This window comes from Pseudomonas sp. S60 (genome assembly GCF_016647865.1).
Classification (GTDB): Bacteria; Pseudomonadota; Gammaproteobacteria; order Pseudomonadales; family Pseudomonadaceae; genus Aquipseudomonas; species Aquipseudomonas parafulva.
Genome location: NZ_JACVVH010000028.1, coordinates 5010 through 30552, shown reverse-complemented (window position 1 = coordinate 30552; position 25543 = coordinate 5010). Strand labels below are relative to the sequence as shown.

The window sequence follows — 25543 nt, the reverse complement described above, 5'->3', positions numbered from 1 at the left end:
CCATTTGCGTCGAGCGTAGCGCGCCCCTGGTGGTCGGCCTGCTGGGCATTCTCAAGGCAGGTGCCGCCTATGTGCCGGTAGACCCTGGTTATCCAGCTGCGCGCCTGCGCCACATGCTGTGCGACAGTGCACCGCGGGCCGTGCTGGTGCAGGGGGCAACGGTGACGGTGCCGCTTGCCGCCCAGGCACCTGTGGTCGACCTGGATCACCCGTCCCTGGCGCAGCTGCCCACCACAGCCCCGCAGGTACCCGGCCTGAATGCCCGGCACTTGGCGTACGTGATCTACACCTCTGGCTCAACCGGCCTGCCCAAAGGGGTCATGGTGGAGCACCGCAACGTGGTCAACCTGGTGCACTGGAGCCGTCGCCTGTGGCCGGCGTCGGGTGAGCGGGCGGTCATGCACAAAACGCCGATCAGCTTCGATGCCTCGGTGTGGGAGCTGTTCTGGCCGCTGTGCAGTGGCCTGCGCCTGGTACTGGCGCGCCCTGAAGGTGAACGCGACCCGGCCTACCTGGCGCAGTTGATCCAGGCCCAGCAGGTGAGTGCGGTGCAGTTCGTGCCCGCATTGCTCCAGCAATTCGTTGAACAGCCCGAAAGCCGCCACTGCTCATCGCTCACCGATATTCTGTGCGGCGGCGGGGAGTTGACCGCCGCCCTGGCTGCGCAGGTACGGCAGTGCCTGCCCCAGGTTCGCCTGCATAACGTGTACGGGCCCACCGAAACCACGGTGGATTGCAGCCTGTGGACACTGAAGCCAGATGCGCCAGTACCCAGTGGTGCACTGCCCATCGGCAAACCCATCGACAATACCCGCCTCTACGTGCTCGATGCCTACGACCAGCCCGTGCCCGCTGGCGTGGCCGGGCACCTGCACATTGGTGGGGCCGGGGTCACCCGCGGTTACCTGGGCCTGCCCGAGCAGCAGGCCGAGCGGTTCATCGCCAACCCGTTCGTGGCCGGTGAGGGGCTGTACCGCAGCGGCGACCTCGCGCGCCTGGACGCCGACGGCAACCTGGTGTTCCTCGGCCGCCTGGACCAGCAGATCAAACTGCGCGGCCTGCGCATCGAGCCGGGCGAAATCGAGGCGTGCCTGTTGCAGGTGCAGGGCGTGCGCGAGGCGGTGGTACTGGCTGTAGACGGCACACGCCTGGTGGCCTGGTACACCGGCACGGCACTGCCCGCAGACACCCTGCGCCAGGCGTTGGCGGCGCAGTTGCCCGAGCACATGGTGCCAGCCGTATACATCCCGCTCGAGCGGCTGCCATTGACCCCTAACGGCAAACTCGACCGCCAGGCACTGCCGGCGCCGGACGTTGCAGTGCAGGGGCGACGCTACGAGGCGCCAGTAGGCGCAACCGAGACGTTGCTGGCACAACGCTGGGCCGAGCTGCTGGGTGTGGCGCAGGTTGGCCGGCATGACAACTTCTTCGAACTGGGCGGCCACTCGCTGCTGGCAGTGAGCCTGACGGCGCGGCTGCGGCTGGAAGGCCTGCAGGTGGACGTGCGCACCCTGTTCGGCCAGCCGACCGTCGCCGCTCTTGCGGCCACGCTCAGCCGCAGTGAGCAGGTGCAGGTGCCCGAGAACCGCATCCCGCCTGATTGCGCCCACATCACGCCCGACATGCTGAGCCTGATCAACCTGGACGCTGCAGCCATTGCACGCATCGTTGCCCAGGTACCCGGCGGCGTGGCAAACATTCAGGACATCTACCCCCTGGCACCGCTCCAGGAAGGCATTCTTTACCACCACCTGTCCGCCGAGCACGACCCATACGTGCTCTATTCACGCCTGCGCTTCGCCAACCTGGACCGCCTGGATGCCTTTGCCAGCGCCCTGGACAAGGTGATCGCCCGGCATGATGTGCTGCGTACCGGCATCTTGTGGGAAGGCCTGCCGCAGCCGGTGCAGGTGGTGGTGCGCCAGGCCAGCCTGGCGCGCATGGCCTGTAGCGACCCGTGGAATGCTGCGAATGAAGCCCCGCTGCTGGGCATCGCCCAGGCGCCGTTGATTCGCCTGTTGTACGGCGAACGTGATGGCGAGGTCCAAGCCACCCTCCAGTTCCACCATATCGTGCTCGACCACACGGCCCTGGAAGTGGTGGGTGAAGAGCTGACTGCGTACCTGGGCGGCGCGCCAGCACCGGTGAAGGCCTCGGTGCCATACCGGAACTACGTGGCCCAGGCACGCCTGGGTGTCAGCCAGGGCGAGCACGAAGCGTTTTTCACCGGGCAGCTGGCGGATATCGATGAGCCGACACTGCCGTTTGGCCTGAGCGACGTGCAAGGCGATGGTCGCCACCTGGACGAGGCCAGCCTCACACTTGCGCAAGCGCTCGCCAGCGGGCTGCGGCAACAGGCGCGCCTGCTGGGTATCAGCGTTGCCAGCCTGTTCCACCTGGCGTTCGCCAGGGTTCTGGCGGCTGCCAGTGGCAAGGCACCGGTGGTGTTCGGCACCGTACTGCTGGGCCGCCTGCAAGGCGGTGAAGGGGCCGAGCGTGCCCTTGGGATGTTCATCAACACGCTGCCGCTGCGTGTGGAACTGGCCGGCCACGGCGTGCGCGATGCTGCCCGTGATGTGCATCAGCGCCTGAGCGGGCTGCTGGCCCACGAACACGCCTCGCTGGCCCTGGCGCAACGGTGCAGCGCTGTGGCCGCGCCGTTGCCGCTGTTCAGCGCCATGCTCAACTACCGCCATGGTACCCAGCCGGGCGCCGACCGCGGGGCGGCTTGGGCAGGCATCGAGGTACTGGACGGGCAGGAACGGACCAATTACCCGTTGAGCCTCAATGTGGATGACCTGGGGCAGGCCTTCCGCCTGGTGGCCACGGCGCCTGCCGAGGTAGGCGCACTGCGCATCTGTGGCCAGGTGCACCAGGTGCTGGAGGCGCTGGTTGACGCACTGCAGCAGGCGCCGGACCTGCCGGTGCAGCAACTGCCTGTGCTCGAAGCCGAAGAGCGCAACCGGGTACTCACCGGCTTCAATGACACTGCCGTGAATTACGACCTGGAGCACACGCTGCACGGCTTGATGGAGGCGCAGGTACAACGTACACCAGAGGCCATCGCGGTACAGGCCGAGGAGGGCACGTTGACCTACGCGCAGCTCAACGCCCAGGCCAACCGCCTTGCTCACCATTTGATCAGCCTTGGCGTCAGACCCGATGACCGGGTGGTGATCTGTGTCGAACGCGGGTTGGCGATGGTGGTAGGCCTGCTGGGCATTCTCAAGGCAGGCGCCGCGTATGTACCGGTGGACCCGGACTATCCAGCAGAACGTATCCGCCATATGGTCAGCGACAGTGCGCCCGTCGCCATCCTGGTACAGGGTGCAACGCGTTACGTGCTTGAGCAGGGTGTGCGGGTTGACCTTGACGCCCCCCTGGACCGTGGGCTCCCCGATACCAACCCACAGGTTGCAGGGCTCACGCCGCAGCATCTGGCCTACTTGATCTACACCTCAGGCTCGACCGGCTTGCCCAAAGGCGTGATGAACGAACACCGCGCCGTGGTCAACCGCCTGCTGTGGATGCAGGATGCGTACGGCCTGGGTGCCGAGGACGTCGTCCTGCAAAAAACGCCGTTCAGCTTCGACGTGTCCGTATGGGAATTGCTGTGGCCACTGCAAACGGGTGCCAAGCTGGTGATGGCGCGCCCGGGCGGGCATCGTGATCCGCAGTACCTGCAACACACCCTCGAGCAGGAGCGCGTCAGCACGTTGCACTTCGTGCCGTCGATGCTGGAAGTGTTCCTGTCTGCGCTTGCCGCGGGCTGGCAGGCCCCTGAGCTGAAACGCGTGGTGTGCAGTGGTGAAGCGCTGCCGGGCAGCCTGGTACGCCGGTTCCACGCGCAACTGCCGCAGGTGGAGCTGCACAACCTGTACGGCCCGACCGAAGCAGCGGTAGACGTCAGCGCCTGGCACTGTGTGACGGCCCCGGATAACACTCCAATCGGCCAACCCATCGCCAACACCACGCTGTACGTATTGGACGAACAACGGCAACCAGTACCACACGGCGTCGCCGGGGAGCTTTACATCGGCGGTGTCCAGGTGGCCCGGGGCTACCTGAACCGCCCAGAGCTCACCGCTGAGCGCTTCATCGATGACCCGTTCAGCACGCAACCCGGTGCACGCCTGTACCGCACCGGCGACCTTGCACGGCACTTGCCGGATGGCAACCTGGAGTACCTGGGCCGCAACGACGACCAGGTGAAGCTGCGCGGCCTGCGTATCGAACTGGGTGAGATCCAGGCGGGGCTGACCCGCATCGAGGGCGTCAACGAAGCGGTGGTCGTCGCCCGCGATCAGCGTCTGGCGGCCTACTACACGGGTGAGCCGCAAGCGGTCGATGCCCTGCGTAGTGCCTTGCTACTGCACCTGCCGGAATTCATGGTGCCGGCGCAGTTCATGCACCTGCAGGCATTGCCGCTGAGCCCCAATGGCAAGCTGGACCGCAAGGCCCTGCCAGAGCCCGGCGCCGTGGCTGATCGCCCTTATGAAGCGCCCGAGGGCGATACCGAAACCCTGCTGGCGGCACTCTGGTGCGAATTACTGGGCGTGGAACGGGTAGGCCGCCACGACAACTTCTTCGAACTCGGCGGCCACTCGCTGCTGGCCGTAACCCTTACTGCACGCCTGCGCGAGCAGGGCTTGCAGGCCGACATCCGGGTGCTGTTCGGCCAGCCAACGCTGGCGGCCCTGGCAGCTGCACTGGGCAGCGACAGTGCCGTGGTGGTGCCGGCCAACCGCATCGTACCGGGCTGCACTCGCATCACCCCGGCGCTGCTGCCACTGGCCAGCCTTTCGCAAGCCGCTATCGACGGCCTGGTCAGGCAGATCCCGGGCGGCGTCGCAAACATTCAGGACATTTATGGCCTGGCGCCCCTGCAACAGGGCATTCTGTACCACCACCTGGCCAGCGAGGGCGTGGACCCCTACGTGCTGCAGGCCCGTTTCAGCTTCCCGACCCAGGCCGAGCTGGACGCCTTCGCCGCAGCGCTCGACCAGGTCATCGCCCGGCATGACGTGTTGCGTACCAGCATTCACTGGCACGCGCTGGAAGAGCCGGTACAGGTGGTATGGCGCGAGGTGCCGGCACTGCAAACCGCACACCGCGGCGCCCAGGCAGACCAGGGGCTGAACCTGAACCAGGCGCCGCTGCTGCGGCTGGTGCCCGAGCAGAGCGACGCGGGGCTGCAGGCAACCCTGCTGATCCACCACATCCTGCTGGACCACGCCGCCGTCGATCAGCTGGTGGCTGAAATCACTGCCGTGCTGCAACACCAACCGCTGGCCTTTGCCAGCGTGCCGTATCGCAACTACGTGGCCCAGGCACGGCTGGGCGCGGACACGGCAGCGGACGAAGCGCTGTTCAGCGAACTGCTGGGGGATATCGACGAACCTACGGTGGTGTTCGGCCTCACGGATGCCCTGGCCAGTACCCGCGAGGTGCTGGAAACGCGCCATACGCTGCAACCGCAGGTGTCGGCGCAACTGCGCGCGCAGGCCCGGCAGTTGGGCGTCAGTGTCGCCAGCCTGGTGCATCAGGCCTGGGCACAGGTACTGGCGCAACTGAGCGGGCGCGAAGAAGTGGTGTTCGGCACCGTGCTGCTGGGCCGCCTGCAAGGCGGTGCAGGGGCCGAACGGGCGCTGGGCATGTTCATCAACACCTTGCCGCTGCGGGTCAGCACAGGCGGGGCAGCAGTGGCCGACGGCGTGCGCCTGACCCACCAGCGCCTGGCCCGGTTGCTGGCCCACGAGCAGGCCTCGCTGGCACTGGCCCAGCGCTGCAGCGGTGTTGCGCCTGGGCAGGCACTGTTCACCAGCCTGCTGAACGTCCGCCATAGTGCAGCGCCCAAGGCCGCGCTCAGCGACACCTGGCGCGGCATCGAGCAGGTCGCGGCCATCGAGCGCAGCAATTACCCGCTGGTGGTCAACGTGGACGACACCGGCGACGGCTTCACCCTCACCGTACAAGCCGTGCCACAGGTCGACGGCGCACAGGTCTGTCACCTGCTTAGCCTGGCCCTGGCGCAATTGGCCGAGGCGCTGCACCACACGCCCGGCACACCGCTGTGGCAGCTGCGGCAGTTGTGCGCAAGCGACCGTGAGCAGGTGCTGGAGCGCTTTAACGCCACCACCCGCGATTACCCAGCCACGCAGCCGGTGCATCAGCTGTTCGCGGCCCAGGCCGCGCGAGCGCCCGAGGCCTGCGCGGTGGTTCACGGCCAACAGCAGTGGACCTACGGCCAGCTGCAGCAGCACGTCAATCAGCTGGCCCATCACCTGCTCGGCCTGGGTGTGGCACCTGGCGATGCGGTGGCCCTGCTGCTGCCACGCGGGTTCGACCTGCTGGCCGCGCAACTGGCCGCCAGCACCTGCGGCGCGGTGTATGTGCCGCTGGACAACAACGCACCCATCGAGCGCCTGGCCTATATGGTCGGCGACTGCGGCGCCCGGGTATTGCTCACCCTGGCCAGCGAGCCGCAGGTAGCATGCACCGTACGTGTAGAACTGGACCGCTGCCCGCTGGCGGGCTACGCGGCTAACGCCCCAGGCATCACCGTCAGTGCACAGGGCCCGGCCTATGTCATGTATACCTCCGGCTCCACGGGTGCGGCCAAAGGCGTGCTGGTGACGCACCAGGCCATTGCCCGCCTGGTGATCAACAACGGCTTCGCCACCTTCAACGCCCAGGACCGGGTGGCCTTCGCCTCCAACCCGGCGTTCGATGCCAGCACCCTGGAAGTGTGGGCGCCGCTTCTCAACGGGGGTGCCGTTGTGGTGGTAGACCAGCATCAGGTGCTGTCGCGCGAGGCGTTGCGCGAGGTGCTGATGGAGCAGGCCGTCAGCGTGCTGTGGCTCACCGCTGGCCTGTTCCATCAGTTCGCCGATACCCTGCTGCCAGCCTTTGCCCAACTGCGTTACCTGATGGTGGGCGGTGATGTGCTGGACCCGCAGGTGGTGCAGCGTGTGCTGCAAGGCGGCGCCCCGGCGCATCTGCTCAATGGCTACGGGCCGACCGAAGCGACCACGTTCAGCACCACCCATGCCATAACCGCAGTCGATAGCGGCAGCATTCCGATCGGCAAACCCATCGGCAACAGCCGCTGCTATGTGCTCGATGCCCACCAGCAACCGCTGCCTGTGGGGGCGGTGGGCGAGTTGTACTTGGGCGGCGACGGCGTGGCCCTGGGCTACCTGGGCCAACCCGAGCTCACCGCCGAGCGTTTCAGCGCCGACCCCTTCAGCAGCAACCCGGCAGCGCGCATGTACCGCAGTGGCGACCTGGCCAGCTGGCAGGGCGACGGCACCTTGCGCTACCTGGGCCGGGCCGACCAGCAGATCAAGCTGCGTGGGTTCCGCATCGAACTGGGTGAGATCGAGGCGCGGCTGGCGCTGTGCGACGGTGTGCGCGACGTCGCCGTGGTGCTGCGTGAAGACCCGCCGGGTGGCAAGCGGCTGGTGGCGTATTTCACCGCCGCTGCCACCGTACCTGACATTGCCGAACTGCATACCCGCTTGCAGGCGCAGTTGCCCGACTACATGCTGCCGGCTGCCTACGTGCACCTCGACGCACTGCCGCTCACGGCCAACGGCAAGCTCGACCGCCGCAGCCTGCCGCTACCGGGCCGCGATGCCGTGGTGAGCCGTGGGTTCGAGGCCCCCCAGGGCGAGGTGGAAACCACCCTTGCAGGCATCTGGGCCCAGGTGCTGAACGTGGAGCAAGTGGGGCGCCACGACCACTTCTTCGAGCTGGGTGGCCACTCACTGCTGGCTGTGACCCTGGTCGAGCGCATGCGCCAGGTTGGCTTGAGCGCTGATGTGCGCGTGCTGTTCGCCCAACCGACCCTGGCGGCACTGGCCGCGGCGGTTGGCGAAGGCCGCGAGGTACAGGTGCCGGCCAACGCAGTGCCCGCCGATGCCTGCAGCATTACCCCGGCCATGCTCAGCCTGATCGACCTCGACCAGGCCAGCATCGATCGCATCATCGCGACTGTGCCGGGCGGGGCGGCGAATGTTCAGGAAATCTACCCCCTGGCACCCTTGCAGGCGGGCATCCTGTTCCACCACCTGAGCGCCGAGCACGGCGACCCCTACCTGCTGCAGTCCCGCCTGGCGTTCGACAGCCTGGCGCACCTGCAGCGCTGGGCCGATGCCCTGCAAGTTGTGATCGAGCGGCATGACATCCTGCGCACGGCAGTGGTCAGCGAAGGGCTAGACCAGCCGGTGCAGGTGGTGTGGCGTACCGCCCACATGAGCGTGACCGCCATCTCTGGCCTGGGTGAGCAGGGCGTGCTGGCCGCCTTGCAAGCACGTTTCGACGCGCGTCAGCAGCGGCTGGACCTGACCCAGGCACCGATGATGCGCCTGGTGCATGCAGCTGACCCTGTCAACCAGCGCGTGGTGGCCATTTTGCAGTTCCACCACCTGGCCCTGGACCACACGGCCATGGAGGTGATCGCCGGCGAGATGCAGGCGCTGTTGACGGGCCGGGCAGACCAACTGGCAGCAGCGGTGCCCTATCGCAACTATGTGGCCCAGGCGCGGCTGGCCGCAGATGAAGCTGCGCACGAGGCGTTCTTCCGCGACATGCTGGGCGACCTGGACGAGCCGACGCTGCCGTACGGCCTGGCCGATGTGCAGGGCGAAGGGCATGCCATCGAAGAAGCTCACCTGGGTATCGACACGCAACTGGCCCTGCGCCTGCGCGAGCAGGCCCGGCACCTTGGGGTAAGCCTGGCCAGCCTCGCTCACCTGGCCTGGGCGCGGGTACTGGGCGCCCTGGCCAACCGCACGGATGTGGTGTTCGGTACGGTGCTGATGGGCCGGTTGCAGGGCGGCGCAGGGGCGGACCGGGCATTGGGGGTGTTCATCAACACCTTGCCCCTGCGCATCGACCTGGCCGTGCCGGTAGCCCAGGCAGTCAGCATGGCCCACCAGCGGCTTTCGGCGCTGCTGATGCACGAACATGCTTCGCTGGCATTGGCCCAACGCTGCAGCGGTGTCTCCCCGTCGCTACCGCTGTTCAGTGCACTGTTCAACTACCGTCACAGCAGCCCGGTGCACAGCGACGCCGCGGGTGCGCTGCAAGGCATGCGCCTGCTGGGCGGCGAGGAGCGCAGCAACTACCCGCTGACCCTCAGCGTCGATGACCATGGCGAAGGCCTGAGCCTGAGCGTGTTGGCCCAGCGAGGGATCGAAGCCACGCAGGTTGCCAAGTTGATGAACCAGGCACTCGGTGCCCTGGCAGATGCCTTGCAACGTCCGGGCGATAGCGTGGCAGCCGAGTTGCCGGTGCTCGACGCCGGCGCCCGCCAGCAGGTACTCGAAGGCTTCAACGCCACTGCCCGGGCTTACCCTGTCGGGCACACCGTGCATGCCCTGGTCGAAGCCCGGGCAGCGCGCAGCCCGCAAGCGGCTGCCGTGGTGCAGGATGGCCAGGTGCTGAGCTACGGCGAACTCAACCGCTGCGCCAACCGCCTTGCCCATCATTTGATCGACGGCGGTGTAGGGGTGGGTGACCGGGTCGCCCTGTGCCTGCCACGCAACCCGCAGCGGCTGATCGCCTTGCTGGCTGTTCTGAAAACCGGCGCGGCCTACGTGCCTGTCGACCCGGCGTACCCGGCCGAACGCATCGCCTACCTGCTGGCAGACAGCGCCCCGGCACGGGTGCTGGTGGATTCCACCACCCGCGATCGGGTGGGCGGCGCGGCCTGCACGGTGCTCGACTGCGAGCGCTGGCAAGGCATGGCCGACCACAACCCGCAGGTAAACGGCCTGGATGCCGGGCAACTGGCCTATATCATCTACACCTCCGGCTCTACCGGGCAGCCCAAGGGCGTGATGGTGGAGCACGCGACCCTGGCCAACCTGGTGCACTGGCACTGCGAGGCGTTTGCCGTGGGTGCAGGCACCCACACCAGCACGGTGGCCGGGTTTGGCTTCGACGCCGTGGCCTGGGAAGTGTGGCCTGCATTGTGTGCCGGGGCCGCGTTGCACCTGCCGCCGGCGTGTATTGCGGGCGAGCACGTGGACGAACTGCTGGACTGGTGGCTGGAACAACCGCTGGCGGTGAGCTTCCTGCCCACCCCGGTGGCCGAGCAGGCCCTGCGCCGGGAGCGTCAGCACCCGACCTTGCGCACCTTGCTGGTCGGTGGCGACCGCCTGCGCCAGTTCGAGCGCGACCCGGGCTTTGCGCTGGTCAACAACTACGGCCCCACCGAAACGACGGTGGTCGCGACGGCCGGGCACTTGATGGCGGGTGGCCCGCTGCATATTGGCAAGCCCATCGCCAATACCCGGGCCTACGTGCTGGATGCCCACCGGCAACTGGTGCCGGTGGGCGCGGTGGGTGAGTTGTACATCGGTGGCGCCGGTGTGGCCCGTGGCTACTTCCAGCGCGAGGCCTTGAGCACCGAGCGCTTCCTGGCGGACCCGTTCAGTGATGTGGTCGGGGCACGTATGTATCGCACGGGCGACCTGGTGCGCTGGAACCCGGAGGGCACCCTGGACTACCTGGGCCGCAACGATGACCAGGTGAAGGTGCGTGGCGTGCGCGTGGAGTTGGGCGAAATCGAGGCCACACTGGCCGCACAGCCTGACGTGGACAATGCCGTGGTGCTGGTACGCGAAGACCGGCTGCTGGCCTGGTACACCGGGTCTGCGGCCGTGGCCACCCTGCGCCAGGCGTTGCAGGCGAGCCTGCCCGCACACCTGGTGCCGCAGGCCTTCACCCCGATGGCTGCACTGCCCCTGACCAGCCACGGCAAGCTGGACCGCAAGGCCCTGCCGGCCCCGGACCTGGCGCAGCTGGCAAGCCGCACCTACGAGGCGCCGCGCGGCCCAGTGGAGGTTGCGCTGGCACAGGTTTGGGCTGAGCTGCTGGGTGTCGAGCAGGTGGGCCGGCATGACAACTTCTTCGAACTGGGTGGCCATTCGCTGCTGGCTGTAAACCTGACGGCACGTTTGCGCCGCGACGGCCTGCAGGTGGATGTGCGCACGCTGTTCGGCCAGCCAACCATCGCCGCGCTGGCCAGCACCCTTGGCCAGGCTGGCACCGTGGAGGTACCGCCCAACCTGATCCCCGCAGGCTGCGAGCAGATCACCCCGGCGATGCTGCCCCTGATAACACTGCAGCAGGCGGCCATCGAACGCATCGTTGCCCAGGTGCCAGGTGGGGCCGGCAATGTGCAGGACATCTACCCCCTGGCTCCGCTGCAGGAGGGCATCCTGTACCACCATCTCAGCGCAGCGGGGCACGACCCGTATGTGTTGCAGACACGGTTCGTGTTCGACAGCCGCGCCCACCTGGACAGGTTCGCGGCAGCGCTGGACAAGGTCATCGCCCGGCACGACGTGCTGCGTACGGCCATTTTCTGGCAGGGGCTGCCGCAACCGGTGCAGGTGGTCCTGCGCCAGGCCCGCCTGCCTCGGTTACTGCAGCAGACAGAGCCCGAGGCGTATCCGCAGGCATTCGACCTTGGCCAGGCGCCATTGATGCGCTTGCTGTACAGCGAGGCGGCAGGGGAGCAGGCCGTGGAGGCGACCCTGCAGTTCCACCATATCGTCATGGACCACACGGCCATGGAGGTGGTCGCCCAGGAGTTGATCGGCTTCCTGCAAGGCGATGGCGAACCCGCACGCCCCTCTGTGCCCTATCGCAACTACGTGGCCCAGGCACGCCTGGGCATCAGCCAGGCCGAACACGAGGCGTTCTTCCGGGCGCAACTGGGTGCGGTCGACGAACCGACCCTGCCGTTCGGCCTGGGCGATGTGCACGGCGATGGCCGTGCGCTGGAGGACGCCCAGGCATGGCTCGACCCCGCCTTGGCCGGGCGCTTGCGCGCTCAGGCACGGCAGGCGGGCATCAGCGTGGCCAGCCTGTTCCACCTGGGCTGGGCGCGCCTGTTGAGCGCCGCCAGCGGGCAGGGCAGTGTGGTGTTCGGCACTGTGCTGCTGGGTAGGCTGCAGGGAGGTGAAGGTGCTGAACGGGCCCTGGGCATGTTCATCAACACCTTGCCACTGCGTGTCGACCTGGCGGATCTGGGGGTGGCAGCCGCTGCCCGCGCCGCGCATCAGGGGCTGAGCAAGCTGCTGGCCCACGAGCATGCCTCGTTGGCCCTGGCCCAGCGCTGCAGCGGCGTGGCTGCACCCTTGCCGCTGTTCAGCGCCATGCTCAACTACCGCCACAGCACCCAGGCCAGCGCTGACCAGCGCCAGGCCAGTACGGGCATGGCCATACGTGACAGCCAGGAGCGTAGCAACTACCCACTGAGCCTGAACGTGGACGATGTGGGTGATGGCTTCCGCTTGGCCGCCACGGCGCCCGCCGAGGTGGGCGCCCAGCGGATCTGCGGGCAGATGCAACAGGTACTGCAGGCACTGGTGGAGGCATTGGAGCAGGCGCCGAGCCTGCCAGTGCAGCATTTGCCCGTGCTGGAGGTCGCAGAGCGGGAACGGGTGGTAGGCGGCTTCAACGCCACCGCTGTCGGCTACGACCTGGAGCAGACCCTGCACGGTTTGATCGAGTCGCAGGTGCGACGCGCACCTCAGGCCATTGCCGTGCAGGCCGAGGAAGGTGCGCTGACGTACGCCCAGCTCAACGCCCAGGCCAACCGCCTTGCTCACCATTTGATCAGCCTTGGTGTCAAACCCGATGACCGGGTGGTGATCTGTGTCGAACGAGGGCTGGCGATGGTGGTAGGCCTGCTGGGCATCCTGAAGGCAGGCGCCGCGTATGTACCGGTGGACCCGGACTACCCGGCTGAACGTATCCGTCACATGGTCAGCGACAGCAACCCGGTGGCGGTCCTGGTGCATCGCGCTACGCGGCTTGCGCTTCAGCACGAACAGCTCATCGACCTGGACGAGCCATTGCCCAGCGAGCTGCCCGACAGCAACCCCGCCGTGCCGGTGCTCACGCCACGGCACCTTGCCTATGTGATCTACACCTCAGGCTCGACCGGCTTGCCCAAAGGCGTGATGAACGAGCACCGCGCCGTGGTCAACCGCCTGCTGTGGATGCAGGATGCGTACGGCCTGGGTGCCGAGGACGTCGTCCTGCAAAAAACGCCGTTCAGCTTCGATGTGTCCGTGTGGGAATTGCTGTGGCCACTGCAAACCGGTGCGAAGCTCGTGATGGCGCGCCCGGGCGGGCATCGTGATCCGCAGTACCTGCAACACACCCTCGAGCAGGAGCGCGTCAGCACGTTGCACTTCGTGCCGTCGATGCTGGAAGTGTTCCTGTCTGCGCTTGCCGCGGGCTGGCAGGCCCCTGAGCTGAAACGCGTGGTGTGCAGTGGTGAAGCGCTGCCAGGCAGCCTGGTACGCCGGTTCCACGCGCAACTGCCGCAGGTAGAACTGCACAACCTGTACGGCCCGACCGAAGCAGCGGTAGACGTCAGCGCCTGGCACTGTGAGACAGCGCCAGACAACACCCCAATCGGCACACCCATCGCCAACACCACGCTGTACGTGCTGGACGAACAACAGCAACCGGTGCCACACGGCGTAGCCGGGGAGCTGTACATCGGCGGTGTCCAGGTGGCCCGGGGCTACCTGAACCGCCCAGAGCTCACCGCTGAGCGCTTCATCGATGACCCGTTCAGCACGCAACCCGGTGCACGCCTGTACCGCACCGGCGACCTTGCACGGCACTTGCCGGATGGCAACCTGGAGTACCTGGGCCGCAACGACGACCAGGTGAAGCTGCGCGGCCTGCGTATCGAACTGGGTGAGATCCAGGCGGGGCTGACCCGCATCGAGGGCGTCAACGAAGCGGTGGTCGTCGCCCGCGATCAGCGTCTGGCGGCCTACTACACGGGTGAGCCGCAAGCGGTCGATGCCCTGCGTAGTGCCTTGCTACTGCACCTGCCGGAATTCATGGTGCCGGCGCAGTTCATGCACCTGCAGGCATTGCCGCTGAGCCCTAATGGCAAGCTGGACCGCAAAGCCCTGCCAGAACCTGGCGCCTTGGCTGATCGCCCGTATGAAGCGCCCGAGGGCGACACCGAAACCCTGCTGGCGACACTCTGGTGCGAATTGCTGGGTGTGGAACGGGTAGGGCGCCACGACAACTTCTTCGAACTGGGCGGCCACTCGCTGCTGGCCGTGACCCTCACGTCCCGCCTGCGTGAACACGGCCTGGAGGCCGATGTACGCGCCCTGTTCGACCACCCAACACTGGCAGGCTATGCGGCCATCACAGACAGAATGGAGATCGTCCTGTGAGCATCAATCAATTACTGGCCACCCTGGCCGACCTTAACGTTCAACTGGCACTCAAGGATGGCCAACTGGCCGTGCAGGGCAACCGTCAGGCATTGACCGATACGGCGTTGGTGGCCCAGTTGCGGGCACACAAGCCAGCACTGCTGGGCATGATCGAGCGTGGCGAATACGTGGCCAGCAAGCAGGGGCCGGTCGAGGCGCCGGCCAACCTGATCCCGGCAGGCTGCACGCACATCACCCCGGCCATGCTCAACCTGGTGACGCTCGACCAGCAGGCCCTCGATGAGCTGGTCGCCCAGATCCCCGGCGGTGCGGCGAACGTTCAGGATATCTACCCACTGGCGCCGTTGCAGCAAGGCATGCTGTTCCATCATGCCAGTGCTACCGGGCATGACCCCTACGTGATGCAGGCGCGCTTCGTGTTCGCCAGCGAGGCCCGCCTGCAGGCGTTCGCCCAGGCGTTGCAGGGGGTGATCGCCCGGCACGACATCCTGCGCACCTCGGTGCACTGGCAGGGGCTGGCAGCGCCGCTGCAGGTGGTGTGGCGGCATGCCGAGCTCGCCGTGTTGACGCGGGCCGGCAATGACCCCGAACACGACAGCTTCGACCTGACCCAGGCGCCGTTGATCCGCCTGTTGCGCGAGGCCCCGCAGGCAGATGGCAGCCTGACCGCCACGTTGCAGTTCCACCACATTGCGCTGGATCACAGCGCCCTGGATGTGGTGCGCCAGGAACTGATCGCCTTTCTCACCGGCGAGCAGGCGCACCTTGGCACGCCGGTCCCGTTCCGCAACTACGTGGCCCAGGCGGTGCTGGGGGTGACCGAGGCCCAGCACGAGGCATTCTTCCGCGACATGCTGGGCGATATCGACCAGCCCACCCTGGCGTACGGCCTGCTGGAAGTGCAAGGTGAAGGCCCGCCGCACGTCGAGCATCAGCTTGATCTGCCGCCGCCGCTCTGCCTGGGCCTGCGCAACCAGGCGCGGGCCCAGGGTGTAAGTGTGGCCAGCCTGTTCCACCTGGCCTGGGGCCGGGTGCTGGGTGGGCTCACAGGCCGCGACCAGGTGGTGTTCGGCACGGTGATGATGGGCCGCCTGCTGGGGGCGGAGGCCACCGACAGAGCATTGGGCATCTTCATCAACACCTTGCCGCTGCGCGTCGACCTGGGTGCAGGCAGCGCGCAAAGCGCCGTTCTGGCTACCCACAAGCGCCTGACAGCACTGATGCGCCATGAGCATGCGCCGCTGGCGCTGGCACAGCGCTGCAGCCAGGTGGCTGCGCCCGCGCCGCTGTTCAACGCCTTGCTCAACTACCGGCACAGCGCCGTCGACGCCGCCCAGCCCCGGCGTGCAGCACTTGCTGGCATCGATGTGGTGGAGTCGGTCGAGGCCACCAACTACCCCTTGACACTGAGCATCGATGACCTGGGGGCGGGCTTTCGCCTGACCCTGTTGGCGGCGGCGCAAATCCCAGGGGAACGGGTGTGCGCCTACCTGCAACACACCCTTGAAAGCCTGTTGAACGGGCCAGAAGTAGCGGCCCACAGCCTGCCGATGCTGCCAGCTGATGAGCGTGAACTGCTGCTGGACGGGGTCAACGCGTGCAGCGCCGGTTACCCGCAGCCCATCACCTTGCATCAGCGCATCGAGCAGCAGGCCGAGCGTTTTCCGCACGCAGTGGCCGCCGTCAGCGGTCAGCAACAACTCTCGTATGCCGTGCTGAACCAACAGGCCAACGCCTTGGCGCACCATCTACTGGCGTTGGGTGTGCAGCCCGATGACCGCGTCGCGGTGCTGGCACGCCGCGGGCTGGATACCTTGGTGGGCCTGCTGGCGGTGCTCAAGGCGGGGGCAGGGTATGTGCCCATCGACCCTGCCCACCCTGACGAGCGCGTGCACTACCTGCTGGAGGACTGCGCACCGGTGGCGGTGCTGACCCAGCAGGTGCTGCTGCCCAGGGTCGGGCTTGCAGAACTGCCGGTGCTGGTGCTGGACCAGCCGGGCTGGCCAGTGCGGCAAGACAACCCCCGTGTCCCGGGCCTTGGCCCGGGGCACCTGGCCTATGTGATCTACACCTCTGGCTCTACCGGCCAACCGAAAGGGGTGATGGTAGAGCACCAGGCGCTGAACAACCTGGTGGACTGGCATTGCCGCGCCTTCGACCTGTGCCAGGGGCGGCACACCTCGAGCCTGGCCGGCTTTGGCTTCGATGCCATGGCCTGGGAAGTGTGGCCGGCCCTGTGCGCCGGGGCCACGCTGCACCTGGCACCCACCTCCGAAGGCAACGATGACCTCGACGCCGTGCTCGCCTGGTGGCAGGCGCAGCCGCTGGATGTGAGCTTCTTGCCCACCCCGGTAGCGGAATACGCCTTCAGCCACCAGCTGGAGCACCCGACCCTGCGCACGCTGCTGATCGGCGGTGACCGGCTGCGCCAGTTCAACCGCACCCAGCGTTTTACCGTGGTGAACAACTACGGCCCCACTGAAACCACAGTGGTGGCCAGCTCCGGCGCAGTGCAGGCCGGTGGCCACCTGCACATTGGCAAGCCAGTGGACAATGCCCGGCTGTACGTGCTCGACAGCCGCTTGCAGCCGGTGCCCCTGGGGGTGCCTGGCGAACTGTTCATCGGCGGGGCCGGTGTGGCGCGTGGTTACCTGCACAGGCCGGCGCTCACGGCTGAGCGCTTTCTCGAAGACCCGTTCGTGGCACCGGGTGGCGGGCGCATGTACCGCACCGGCGACCTGGTGCGCTGGAACACCGACGGCACCCTGGACTACCTGGGGCGCAATGACGACCAGATCAAACTGCGCGGCCTGCGCATTGAACCCGGCGAGATCGAGAGCCGCCTGGCCGCCTTGGCCGGCATTGCCGAAGCGGTGGTGGTGGCCCGCGAAGACCAGCCCGGGCACCCGCAGCTGGTGGCGTACTACACCGCCACGGCAGATGTGCAACCGCTGGCAGGTGAAGGCCTGCGCGCGCAGTTGCAGGCCCACTTACCCGAATACATGATCCCGGTGGCCTTCGTCGAGCTGGCGGCGCTGCCGCTGACCGCTAACGGCAAGCTGGACCGCCGGGCGCTGCCGGCGCCTGACCGGGCGGCACTGCTGCAGGGGTGCCATCAGGCGCCGGTGGGTGAGCTGGAACAGGCCCTGGCGCAGATCTGGCAGCAACTGCTGCAAGTCGACCAGGTTGGCCGCCAGGACGACTTCTTCCGCCTGGGCGGGCATTCGCTGCTGGCCATGCGCATGGTTTCACAGGTGCGCGTGCGCCTGGGTGTGGAGCTGACCCTGGCAGGGCTGTTCGCCAACCCACAACTGGCGGCAGTCGCCAGGTTGCTGGAAGATGCCGCAGCCAGTGACCTGCCGGCGATTCTGCCCGTGACTGGCGCACAGCCGTTGCCCATGTCGTTCGCCCAGCAACGCATGTGGTTCCTGGCGCAGATGGAAGGCGGCAGCCAGGCCTACAACGTGCCACTGGCACTCGGGCTGTGTGGTGCACTGAATGTCGATGCACTGGAAGGCGCGTTGCTGGCAATCCTTGAGCGTCATCAGGTACTGCGCAGCCAGTTCGTGGCGACCGAAGACACCGCCGAAGTACTGATCGCCGCCACCCCCACGCACGGCTGGCTGCAGTGTGAAAACCTCCCTGCCGAAGCGCTGGCCGAGCGTCTGCAGGCCTTGGCCGCTGCGCCATTCGACCTGGCCAGCGGGCCACTGATGCGCGCTCACCTGCTGCGCCTGGGCAGCGAGCACCAGGTGCTGGCACTCACGGTCCACCACATCGTTGCAGACGGTTGGTCGCTGGGTGTGTTGACGCAGGAGCTGAGCGTGCTCTATGGGCAGTTGTGCAAGGGGGCGAGCGGGGCACTGCCCGCACTGCCCATCCAGTACACCGACTACGCGCTGTGGCAACGCCGCTGGCTGGCGGGTGAGCGCTTGCAGCGCCAGGCTGACTACTGGCGGCAGGCGCTGGAGGGTGCCCCGGCGCTGCTCAGCCTGCCCAGCGACCGGCCCCGCCCGGAGCACCAGGACTATACCGGGGCCAGCCTGCCGGTGTTGCTGTCACCCCGGCTGACCGCTGCACTGCGCACCCTGGCCAACCGCCACGGTGTAACCCTGTACATGACCGTACTGGGGGCCTGGGCGGCGTTGCTTGCACGCCTGGCTGGCCAGGCCGAGGTGGTGGTCGGCTGCCCGGTGGCAGGGCGCGGCCGTGCCGAACTCGAGCCGCTGATGGGTCTGTTCGTCAATACCTTGGCCTTGCGCATCGAGCCTGGCATCGCGTCCACCACTCAAGGCTTGCTGCAACAGGTGCGGGGCAGGGTGCTTCAGGCCCAGGCTCACCAGGACCTGCCGTTCGAGCAGGTGGTAGAAGCCGTGCGGCCGGTGCGCAGCCTGGCGCATACACCGCTGTTCCAGACCACCCTGAACTGGCAGGCCACCGAAGCAGTGGTGCTGAACCTGCAAGGTGTACAGCTGCAGGCAGTGAGCCAGGCCGCCGCCGTGGCCAAGTTCGACCTCACGCTTAACCTCGGCGAGCAAGGGCAGCACCTGGCCGGCAGCCTTGACTACGCCACGGCACTGTTTGACGAGGCCACCGTGCAGCGCTACCTCGGCTACTTCGAGCGCTTGCTGTGGGCCATGGCTGACGACGGCCAGCAGCCCCTCGACCAGATAGACCTGCTGGACGATGCCGAACGCCATGCCTTGCTGCACACCTGCAACCAGACCGCGTATGCCTACCCCCGAGATACGCCTGTGCACCGGCTGTTCGAGCAGCGTGCAGCGCTGCACCCGCAGGCATTGGCTGCGGTGGAGGGGGCCCAGGCCCTGACCTACGGCGAATTGAATGCCCGTGCCAACCGCCTGGCCCATCACCTGCTGGCCAGCGGGGTGAACCCCCAGGCTCGGGTGGCCATGCTGCTGCCACGCTCGCTGGACTTGCTGGTGGCGCAACTGGCGGTACTCAAGTGCGCGGCCTGCTACGTGCCGCTGGACCTGCATGCGCCCGCAGATCGTCAGGCATTCATGCTGGACGATTGCCAGGCAGTCGCCCTGTTGACCTTGGCCGGCATGGGGGGCGAGCACCGGGTGGCACGCCTGGCGCTGGACGCCCTCAGGCTCGATGACCAGCCCTCGCATAACCCCGACCTGGCGCAGGATGCCGGCAGTGCCGCCTACGTGATGTATACCTCCGGCACCACAGGCAAACCCAAGGGTGTATGCGTGCCGCACCGCGGCATCGCACGGCTGGTAATGAACAACGGTTACCTCGAATTGCTGGGCAGTGACCATATTGCATTTGCCTCCAACCCTGCGTTCGATGCCAGCACCTTGGAAACCTGGGGGGCACTGCTCAATGGTGCGCAGCTGCGCGTTATCGAGCACACCACACTGCTCGACCCTGATCGCTTCGCCGCGGCCCTCGCGCAGCAGGGCGTCAGCGTACTGTTCCTGACCACGGCGCTGTTCAACCAGTACGTACAGCAGATACCAGACGCGCTATCAGGCCTGCGAGCCCTGCTTACCGGTGGCGAGCGGGCCGAGCCTGCAGCGTTCCGCGCCCTGCTGGCCAGGGCCCCTGGGGTGCGCCTGTTCAACGGCTATGGCCCTACCGAAACCACCACCTTCGCCAGCACCTGCGAGGTGCGCAAGGTACCGGCGCATGCTACCCAAGTGCCCATTGGCCGGCCAATCGGCAATACCCAGGTGTATGTACTGGATGCCCGGCAGCAGCTGGTGCCGCAGGGTGTCGTGGGTGAGCTGTACATCGGCGGTGATGGCGTGGCACTGGGTTACCTGAACAGCGCAGCGCTCACGGCCGAACGATTCATCGACGACCCTTTCAACCAGCAACCTGACGCCCGGCTGTACCGTACCGGTGACCTGGTGCGCTGGCGCGCCGACGGTGAACTGGAATGCCTGGGCCGCACCGACGACCAGGTGAAGATTCGTGGTTTCCGTATCGAGCCCGGCGAGGTCCAGCAGCAACTGGCCCAGGCGCCAGGTGTTGGCGAGGTGCTGGTCATGGCCGTCACCCAGGGGCAGGGGCCACAGCAGCTGGTGGCGTGGTACACCCGCAGGGCCGCCGAGGTGGATGCAGCAGGGCTGCGGGAATACCTGCGCAACCACTTGCCTGACTACATGGTGCCCTCGGCGTTCGTGGCCCTGGAGCGCATGCCGCTGACCAATAATGGCAAGGTCGACCGCGCCAGGCTGCCAGCCCCCACTGCACAGGACATCGCCATGGCAGCGTTCGAGGCGCCTGAGGGTGAGCAGGAGCATGCCTTGGCACTGCTGTGGGCACAGCTGCTGGGGGTGGCGACTGTAGGCCGTCAGGACCGCTTCTTCGAGCTGGGCGGCCACTCCTTGCTGGCCATGCGCATGCTGGCGCAGGTGCGTCAGACCCTTGGCTGCGAACTGCAACTGGCGGACCTGTTCGCGGATGATCGGCTCATGGCTGTTGCGGCTTGCCTGCACCCTGAGCGTGATGCCCTGCCGGCCATCGAACCGTTGCCCAGAGAAGGCCAGCTGCCGCTGTCGCTAGCCCAACAGCGCCTGTGGTTCCTGGGACGCATGGACGCCGACAGCGCGGCTTACCACATCCCCGTCGCGCTGCAGCTCAACGGGCACCTGAACAAACAGGCGCTCGCACGCAGCCTGGCGCGTTTGGTGGAGCGTCACGAGAGCCTGCGCAGCCAGTTCATGGCGCCTGACGGTGAACCGTACGTTAAAATTTCCCACGATCCGCTGGTCCCGAGCTGGCATGACCTCACGCAGCAAGATGAAAGCGCATTCGAAGCCTGGCTGCGTGAAGAGGCGGTAAAACCCTTCGCCCTGGACCGTGAATTGCCCATCCGCGCCGCCGTGGTACGCCGCGGGGCTGACTGCCATGTGCTGCTGTTGGTGGTGCATCACCTGGTTGCCGATGGTTGGTCGCTAGGGGTGATGCTGGGGGAGCTGGGGGACCTGTATCAGGCGTTTGCAAATGACTGTGACGACCCGCTGCCCGCACTGCCCGTGCAGTACCTCGACTACGCCTTGTGGCAGCGCCAATGGGCAAGCGGGCCCTTGCTGCAGCGCCAGGCAGACTACTGGCGTAGCCAACTGGCAGGCGCGCCCGCACTCATCAGCCTGCCTTATGACCGGCCACGGCCAGAACGCCAGCACGCTGCAGGCGATAGCCATGAAATCCACATCGCTGCAGACCTGAGCGAGGCGCTGAAAGCCGTGTGCAGGCGCCATGGCCTGACCCCGTACATGTTGTTCACCGCGGCCTGGGGGCTGCTGCTCGGGCGGCTGGCAGGGCAGCAGGAAGTGGTCATTGGCTCGCCCGTGGCCAATCGGCAGCACCCGCAGGTCCAGGGGCTGGTGGGCATGTTCGTAAATTCCCTGGCACTGCGCCTGGACCTGTCCGGCCAGCCGGATGTGAAAACGCTGCTGGCTCGGGCCAAGGCCACGCTGCTGCAGGCCCAGGCCCACCAGGACCTGCCGTTCGAGCAGGTGGTGGAAGTGCTGCGCCCAGCCCGCAGCCTGGCCTATACCCCCGTGTACCAGGTGTCGCTGGACTGGGAAGCCACCGCCGGCCACCAGGCCTTGCGCATGGGCGATCTGAAGGTCTTCGCCCTGGGTGGCCAGGCCCAGGTGGCCAAGTTCGACCTGAGCCTTAGCCTGGGCGAGCGCGCTGAGGGGTTTGCGGGTGGCATCGTCTATGCCACAGCCTTGTTTGACCGGGCGACCATCGAGCGCTTCGCCGGGTATTTCGAGCAGATACTTCGCAGCTTCGCTGCTGGCGACGCTGTGGTCCCGGGGCATTTAGCGCTGCCTGGCGCAGCCGAGCGCGAGTGCCTGCTGCACACCTTCAACGACACGGCGGTGGCCTACGACCTGGCGCAAACCCTGCACGGGCTGATCGAGGCGCAGGTACAGCGTACGGCAGATGCGGTAGCCGTAAGCGCGCAGGACGGCGAACTGACCTACGCGCAGCTCAACCAGCAGGCCAACCGCCTGGCCCACCATCTGATCGGCCTGGGGGTGAAGCCGGATGACCGGGTTGCCATTTGTGTGGAACGCAGCCTGGCGATGGTGGTGGGGGTGCTGGGCATTCTGAAGGCTGGTTGCGCCTATGTACCCGTAGACCCCGATTACCCGGCTGAGCGCATTGCCCATATGCTGACCGACAGCGCGCCTGCGGCCGTGTTGGTGCATGCCGCCACCCGGCACGTGTTGCAGCACACGCAACGCCTGGACCTCGACGCCCCTTGCTGGGCCGCGCTGCCAGACAGCAACCCGCACGTGGCAGCCCTCACGCCCCGGCACCTGGCCTATGTGATCTACACCTCAGGCTCCACCGGCCTGCCCAAGGGGGTGATGAACGAGCATGCCGGCGTGGTCAACCGCCTGCTGTGGATGCAGGACGCCTACGGTTTAGGGCGCGATGATGTCGTCCTGCAAAAGACCCCGTTCAGCTTCGATGTTTCGGTATGGGAGCTGCTGTGGCCGTTGCAGGCGGGTGCCCGGCTGGTGATGGCTAAGCCCGGTGGCCATCGCGACCCTCAGTACCTGCGGCAGGTCATTCAGGCGCAGGGTGTGAGCACATTGCACTTCGTGCCGTCGATGCTGGACGTGTTCCTGTCTGCCACCGCCGGCCAATCGGCGCACGGAGGATTGAAACGGGTAATCTGCAGCGGCGAAGCACTGCCGGGCAGCCTGGTACGGCGCTTCCAGACGCAACTGCCTGCGGTGGCGCTGCACAACCTTTATGGCCCCACTGAAGCGGCGATCGACGTCAGTGCCTGGCGCTGCACGACCACCCCGGACAACACGCCCATCGGCAAACCCATCGCCAACACCACCCTGTATGTGCTGGACGACCAGCGTCAGCCAGTACCCCAGGGCGTTGCCGGGGAACTGTACATTGGCGGCGTGCAGGTGGCCCGTGGCTACCTGAACCGTGCAGCGCTCACTGCCGAGCGCTTTGTTGAAGACCCTTTCAGCACAGTACCGAATGCACGCCTTTACCGCACCGGCGACCTCGCCAGGCACCTGCCGGACGGCAACCTGGAGTACCTCGGCCGCAACGACGACCAGGTGAAAATCCATGGGTTGCGCATTGAGCTGGGTGAGATCCAGGCCTGCCTGACCGCGCTTGACGGTGTCAACGAAGCGGTGGTGGTTGCACGGGAGGGGCAACTGCTGGCGTATTTCACCGGGGACGCCTACACGTCCGAGGATATGCGCGGTGCCCTGGGCAGCCAGCTGCCTGCCTTCATGCTGCCTGCGCAGTTCGTTCACCTGCCCGCGCTGCCACTGAGCCCCAATGGCAAGCTCGACCGCAAGGCGCTGCCCGTGCCACAGACACAGGCGCACCGTTCTTATGTAGCGCCAGAGGGGGGCGCCGAACGCCTGCTGGCTGCCATCTGGGGCGAATTGCTGGGGGTAGCGCAGGTAGGGCGGCATGATGATTTCTTCGAACTGGGCGGGCATTCCCTGGCGGCCATCCGCCTGGTGGACCGCATGGGCAAGGCGGGTATGCCGGTGACCCTGAACGACGTGTTCCAGCGGCCAAGCGTGGCCTTGCTCGCCGATCATGTCGGCGAGCCGACAGCGCGTGCACCGGCCGTCATTACCGTGCGCCCAGGCAGCGCCGAGGCGCCACTGTTCCTGGTGCACGAATTCTCCGGGCTGGACTTCTACTTCCCGGTGCTGGGCCAGCACCTGGCAGGTGAGTTTGCCATCTACGGCTTGCCTGGCGTCTCCGCCGACCAGCCGCAACCGAGCACGCTGGAGTGCCTGGCGAGTTACCACATCCAGCAACTGCGTACGGTGCAGCCCCATGGCCCGTATCGGCTGGCAGGGTGGTCGTTCGGGGGTGTGCTGGCGTTCGAAATGGCCAACCAGTTGCGGGGCGCCGATGAGGCGGTGGCGTTTGTGGGGTTGATCGACACCTATGTGCCGCGCCTGGCCGACCAGGGCAAAGCGCGTTGGGAGGGGCCCCGTGCGCTGGAGCGGCAGCTGTTGCTCAACTGCACGGCCTATTGGGAAACCCAAGGCCAGGCCGGGGTCGGCAAACGGGCGTTGTTGCAGCGCCTGGACCATGAGCAGGCTGATTTCGCCACACTGCTGGCCCACTGCCGCGAGCACGGGTTGCTGTACGGCCTGTGGGCGAGCATGAGCGACGGGCAGCTGCGCCACTACTTCAGCCGCGAACTCGCCCACGGCCGCGCGCTGGCCCACTACCGCCCTGCGCCTGTCGATGTTCCGGTGCATCTGCTGCGTGCCAGGGAGGGCGGGGAGGAACACCCGTCCCTGGGGTGGCGTGAAACGTTGCCAGGCCAGCAACTGGTGGTTGTGGACGTACCGGGTGACCACCGGACGCTGATGCAGGCCCCCCATGTAGCGACGGTAGGGCAGGCGTTGAGTGAGGCGCTATCCGGTTGCCTGCCAATACCGGCGCCTGGCCCGGCAGCACCGGTTGCCATCCAGGCCGGCGAGCCAGGGCATGCACCGTTGTTCTGCGTGCCTGGGGCGGGTGACAGCGTTACCAGCTTCATCGGCCTTGCCGAGGCGCTGGGGCCGCAGTGGCCGCTGCACGGCTTGCAGGCACGGGGGCTGGATGGCGCAGCAGTACCGCACAGCACGGTAGAGGCTGCCGCTGACTGGCATGTGCAGGCTATCGACGCCGTGTACCCCCGGGGGCCACTGAACCTGGTGGGGCACTCGTTTGGCGGCTGGGTGGCACACGCCATGGCTGCCCGCTTCGAAGCCAAGGGCCGCGCGGTGCAATCACTGACCCTGATCGACAGCGAGGGGCCGGGTGGCGGGGGTACCTGTGGCCAGCCCTACACCTTCACCCAGGCGCTGGAGCGGTTGATCGAGGCCTTGCAGCTGTCCACCGGCAAAGCGCTGGCCATCGACGCGAACACGTTTGCCCAGGCCAGTGACAGCCAGCAACTGCAACTGCTGCACGGGGCCATGGTGCAGTGCGGGCTACTGCCGCCACGCACAACGGCGCAGGTGCTGCAGGGCACGGTGCGCACCTTCGCTACCGCGCTGCGCACGGTCTATAGGCCAGGGCTTGGCTACACCGGCCCGGCGCGCCTGGTGCTGGTGGACGACCCTGGCCTGGACGCCGCCGGCAATGCCCGCGAGCACGGGGCCATGCAGGCCCAATGGATGGCGTTGATGCCACAACTGGCCGCCTGGAAGGCGCCAGGGGACCACTTCAGCATTTTGAAAGTGCCGGATGTATTCAGCCTGGCAGCCTGGTGGCACGACGGCCAGGCCCGCCAACCGGCCCGGTTGGCCCAATAG

2 protein-coding genes (1 of these 2 running past the window's edge) are annotated in these 25543 nt (G+C 67.0%); both read left to right on the top strand.

Annotation, left to right across the window (positions count from 1 at the left end):
• A protein-coding gene (locus IAE33_RS15445) for a non-ribosomal peptide synthase/polyketide synthase (RefSeq protein WP_201164148.1) crosses the window boundary here: on the top strand, positions 1-14231 show its 3' portion. It extends 8107 nt beyond the left edge of the window; the window shows 14231 of its 22338 coding nt (coding positions 8108-22338); the start codon falls outside the window, past its left edge; it ends in the stop codon at positions 14229-14231.
• Positions 14228-25543 carry a non-ribosomal peptide synthetase gene (locus IAE33_RS15440; protein ID WP_201164147.1) on the top strand — a complete coding sequence of 3772 codons (11316 nt, stop codon included), beginning with the start codon at positions 14228-14230 and terminating at the stop codon, positions 25541-25543. Before IAE33_RS15445 ends, IAE33_RS15440 begins: the two co-directional genes overlap by 4 nt.